General features: G+C 67.2%; 5 protein-coding genes. 1 reads left to right on the top strand and 4 read right to left on the bottom strand.

Translation table 11 applies throughout. The annotated features are described in order from the left end of the window. The 3 genes from AC1D15_RS18635 to AC1D15_RS18625 all read right to left on the bottom strand — a co-directional run. A partial coding sequence (locus AC1D15_RS18635) for a sodium:solute symporter family transporter (protein ID WP_477827151.1) occupies positions 1–747 on the bottom strand: 747 nt, incomplete at its 3' end. 89 nt (positions 748–836) lie between these two features. Then, positions 837–2,384, bottom strand: coding sequence for a ubiquinone biosynthesis regulatory protein kinase UbiB (gene ubiB, locus AC1D15_RS18630; protein ID WP_477827150.1), 1,548 nt, complete (start codon positions 2,382–2,384; stop codon positions 837–839). Between the two features lie 2 nt (positions 2,385–2,386). Beyond that, positions 2,387–2,908, bottom strand: coding sequence for a hypothetical protein (locus tag AC1D15_RS18625; protein ID WP_047503224.1), 522 nt, complete (start codon positions 2,906–2,908; stop codon positions 2,387–2,389). A gap of 101 nt (positions 2,909–3,009) precedes the next feature. On the opposite strand from AC1D15_RS18625, the gene galE reads away from it, so the two are divergent. Further along, positions 3,010–4,023, top strand: coding sequence for a UDP-glucose 4-epimerase GalE (gene galE, locus AC1D15_RS18620; RefSeq protein WP_047503225.1), 1,014 nt, complete (start codon positions 3,010–3,012; stop codon positions 4,021–4,023). A gap of 45 nt (positions 4,024–4,068) precedes the next feature. Here the strand turns inward: galE and AC1D15_RS18615 are convergent. Further along, positions 4,069–4,738: hypothetical protein (locus AC1D15_RS18615; protein WP_477827149.1), on the bottom strand; the 670-nt coding region annotated here is incomplete at its 5' end.

Raw genomic sequence — 4,738 nt, 5'->3', positions numbered from 1 at the left:
CACGTCCTGCTGCGGGATGCTGCCCAGCATCATCGTCAGGCCGGCGCCGATGAACATCGCGATCTCGGTGAAGGTGGGCGCGGGCAGGAAGGTCCACAGCTGCTTGTGCTGCGCCATCGCGAACACCTTGTCGGCGCCGCCGGCCAGGTCGCTCGCGAAGATGGCGATGATGCTGAGGCCGATCACCAGCACGATCATCTGGATGAAATCGGTCCAGGCCACCGCGAGGAAGCCGCCGACCACCACGTAGATCAGCACCGCGAGCGTGCCGACGATCATGCCGGCGGTCTCGGACATCGCGCCGTCGGTCAGCACCGAGAACACCACGCCCAGCGCAGTGATCTGCGCCGCGACCCAGCCGAGGTAGCTCAGGATGATGGCGAGCGAGCAGAACACCTCGACGCCCTTGCCGAAGCGCTTGCGATAGAAATCGCCGATGGTCAGCAGGTTCTGCTTGTAGAGCCTGGTCGCGAAGAACAGGCCGACCAGGACCAGGCAGGTGCCGGCGCCGAACGGGTCCTCGACGATGGAGCCCAGGCCGCCCTGCACGAAGCGGGCCGGGATGCCCATCACGGTCTCGGCACCGAACCAGGTCGCGAAGGTGGTGGTGACCACCATGATCAGCGGCAGGCTGCGGCCGGCGATCGCGAAATCGCTGGTGTTCTTGATCCGCGTGCCGGCCCAGATGCCCAGGCCGAGGGTGCCCAGCAGGTACAGCACGACGAAGGAAATCAGGGTGGTGTTCATCGACCTAGGCTTGCGGCGCGGGGTGGGAGGCGGGCAGGATTATCCATGCAGGAGCGCCCGGCCATGCAAGTCCCGGACCCGGGTTTCACCTACCTCCAATGTGTCATCACCTGCGTCGCGACCAGCCCCAGCAGGAACCCGATCGCCCCGTAGATGATCGCCCGCAGCAGCCGGTTGGTGCGCCGCTGCTCGGCCAGCACCGCCTCCAGCAGACGCGGCTCGGTGCCGCGCGGCGTGCGCAGTGCGTCGTGCAGCAGCCGCGGCAGCTCGGGCAGCAGCTGCACGTAGCGGGGCGCCTCCTTCTTCAGGTGCAGCAGCRGGCCGCGCCAGCCGACCTGCTCGTTCATCCAGCGCTCGAGGAAGGGCTTGGCGGTGTTCCACAGGTCGAGTTCCGGGTCGAGCTGGCGGCCCAGCCCCTCGACGTTCAGCAGCGTCTTCTGCAGCAGCACCAGCTGCGGCTGGATCTCGACGTTGAAGCGCCGCGAGGTCTGGAACAGCCGCAGCAGCACCTGGCCCAGCGAGATGTCCTTCAGCGGCCGGTCGAAGTGCGGCTCGCAGACCGCGCGGATCGCCCCTTCGAGCTCATCGACGCGGGTGTTCGCCGGCACCCAGCCCGACTCCACGTGCAGTTCGGCAACGCGCTTGTAGTCGCGGCGGAAGAACGCGATGAAGTTCTGCGCGAGGTATTCCTTGTCGAACTCGGTCAGCGTGCCGACGATGCCGAAATCGAGCGCGATGTAGTGCCCGAAGGTCTTCGGGTCGACGCTGACCTGGATGTTGCCCGGGTGCATGTCGGCGTGGAAGAAGCCGTCGCGGAACACCTGCGTGAAGAAGATCGTCACGCCGTCGCGCGCGAGCTTCGGGATGTCGACGCCGGCGTCGCGCAGCCGCTGCGCCTGGCTGATCGGCAGGCCGTACATGCGCTCCATCACGATCACGCTGGTGGTGCACAGGTCCCACACCATCTCGGGCACCAGCACCAGGTTCAGGCCCTGCATGTTGCGGCGCAGCTGCGCGGCATTGGCCGCCTCGCGCACCAGGTCGAGCTCGTCGTGCAGGTAGTTGTCGAATTCGGCCACCACCTCGCGCGGCTTCAGGCGCTTGCCGTCCGACGACAGGCGCTCGATCCAGCGCGCGATGCTGCGCAGGAGTGTCAGGTCGTCCTCGATCACCGCGAGCATGCCGGGGCGCAGCACCTTCACGGCGACCTCGCGCCCGCTCTTCAGCGTGGCGAAGTGCACCTGCGCGATCGAGGCACTGGCCACCGGCTCGGCCTCGAAGCTCGCGAAGATGTCCTCGATCGGCCGGCCGTAGGCGTGCTCGACCAGTTGGCGGGCGAGCGCCGCCGGAAACGGCGGCACGCGGTCCTGCAGCCGGGCCAGCTCGTCGGCGAGGTCGTCGGGCAGCAGGTCGCGGCGGGTCGACAGCACCTGGCCGAACTTGACGAAGATCGGCCCGAGCCGCTCCAGCGCTTCGCGCAGCCGCACGCCGCGCGGCGCGTGCAGGCGGCGGCCGAGCGTCATCACCCGCACCAGGGCCCGCACCCAGCGCTGGCGGAAGCCCGACAGCGCGAGCTCATCGAGCCCGTAGCGCAGGACGATGAAGCCGATGAACAGCAACCGCAGCAGGTGCCTCATCGTCAATCGCCGCGGCGCTTGACCAGGCCCTGCAGCACGTGCACCGCCTCGCGCAGGCCACCGGCCACCATCGCGGCGAAGCGCGAGAGTTCATGCGCCGGGGCCGGGCCGATGATCTTGGCCAGGTCGTCCTGCAGGTCCCAGCGCAGGTTGTCGATCAGCCAGCTGACGTCGGCGGCGAAGGCCGAATCGCCCTCGATGCCGACCTTCGGGCGCACGCCGCCGAACCACTGTGCGGCCAGGCGCGCCGGGTTCGACGCGTCGAGCGTCAAGCGGAGATCGGGGTTGGCGGGCGGCTCCTCGCCACACCATTCGAGCAGGCCGGCCGGCGTCACGCGGAACGCGATCTGCGGCGGCGGGGGCAGCAGCGAGGGCCAGCCGGTGAGCGAGAGCTGCACGCTGCGGCCGGCATGCGGCTTGAGCCGGTCGGTGGCGACGGTCTCGGACGCGATCACGTGGTTGAGCAGCAGGGTGATGCGCTCCAGCGCACCGGCGCCGAGCGACGCGAAGAAGGCATTCAACATGCGCGGGATTGTAGGTGGCGGACCGTGACCATCCATCCCGGGGGCTGTCGGGCGGCGGGGTGCCCCCTATGATCCAGCGCCCTGCCCCTGCTGCGCATTCCATGCCCACCATCCTGCTGACCGGTGCCACCGGCTACATCGCGTCCCACACCTGGCTTGCGCTGCAGGCCGCCGGTTTCGACGTGGTGGGTGTCGACAATTTCGCGAACAGCTCGCGCATCGTGCTGCAGCGCCTGGCCGAGCTGGGCGGGCAGGCGCCGGTCTTCATCGAGGCCGATGTCTGCGAGCGCGCCGCGATGGATGCGGTGTTCCGGCAGCACCGCATCGACGCGGTGGTGCACTTCGCGGCGCACAAGGCGGTCGGCGAATCGGTGCAGAAGCCGCTGGAGTACTACCGCAACAACCTGGGCGGGCTGATCAACGTGGCGCAGGCGATGCAGGACCATGGCTGCAAGCGGCTGGTGTTCAGCTCGTCGGCCACCGTCTACGGCCAGCCCGAGCGGCTGCCGATCACCGAGGATGCGGCGCTGTCGGCCACCAATCCGTACGGCACGACCAAGCTGCTCGGCGAGGAGTTGCTGCGCGAGCTGGCGCGCTGCGATGCGGCGTGGCAGATCGCCTTCCTGCGCTACTTCAACCCGGTGGGCGCGCACCCGAGCGGGCGCATCGGCGAGGACCCGCGCGGCGTGCCGAACAACCTGATGCCGTACGTCGCGCAGGTGGCGGTCGGCCAGCGCGAGTTCCTGCAGGTGTTCGGCGACGACTACGACACGCCCGACGGCACCGGCGTGCGCGACTATATCCACGTGATGGACCTGGCCGACGGGCATGTGGCGGCGCTGCGCTTCCTGCTGGAGCGGCAGCGCTCGGTGACGGTGAACCTGGGGACCGGCCGCGGCTACAGCGTGCTGGAGGTCGTGAAGGCCTTCGAGCGCGCGAGCGGCAAGGCGGTGCCGTACCGCATCGCGCCGCGGCGGCCGGGGGACGTGGCGGCCTGCTATGCGGATCCGGCGCTGGCGCGCGAGCTGCTCGGCTGGTCGGCAACGCGCGGCATCGATGCGATGTGCGCGGATGCGTGGCGCTGGCAGAGTGGGAATCCGCGCGGGTTCGCGTAGCGCCTGCATCAGGGCGATGCACGCAGGCCCTGTTCGCAATTCAATTCAGCAGACAAGGCACTTGTTCGGCTTCGGCTCGAAACGGCTTTCTTGCACTTCGGCTAGAAGGGCACGCCTTTGGCGCCACTCATCCTGTCGTCGAGTATCAATGTAAGGTTCGATGCTTTGCCCCGCAATTGCTTGGTCAATGGACCCTGCGATCGCATCCCTCACCTTGTCGAACTTCTTTTTCGTCGAGTCATTCATGCAGTCCTTGACGACCATCCACAAGGCTTTCGCTTGCCCCACATTGACGACGAGCAGGTCATCGAAAAGACGGAGAAGGAATTCCGGAAGTTCACCTTTGCACAGGAGTGTCCCCATCTTCTCCTCATTGATCGTCAGTTCGCATGTCTTCCAGTCAAACCCGGAGATGACTTCCGCCTGGACAGCCAACCCGATCACCCGGGCGAGATTCGGCGCCTTCGCCAATCGTCCCGACTGCGCAGAAAGCTCTTTCAACAGCGGGCGGATCCGGYCACGGTCGTTCTTATGAATTTTGGAACCCTTGTTCTTCAGAGTACGGGATGCACCCCTGAGCCTCGCGCAGAGGAAACTGATCCTTCTTGGGGAATCACACCGCAAGGCCCTGATCGTTTCCATGATCTCCTGCTTCTCACTCTTGCGGCCATCGGTCGCGGCATTCACATAGGCATCGGCCAATGCCGTGCATTCC

The organism is Rhizobacter sp. P2_H2 (assembly GCF_056403375.1).
Note: the sequence above shows the minus strand (reverse complement) of the source record. Positions and strands in the feature narration are given on the sequence as shown.

Bases quoted from the DNA above. Each gene is read 5' to 3' on its own strand.
- AC1D15_RS18625 (WP_047503224.1), bottom strand. From the start codon at position 2,908: ATGTTGAATGCCTTCTTCGCGTCGCTCGGCGCCGGTGCGCTGGAGCGC.
- galE (WP_047503225.1), top strand. From the start codon at position 3,010: ATGCCCACCATCCTGCTGACCGGTGCCACCGGCTACATCGCGTCCCAC.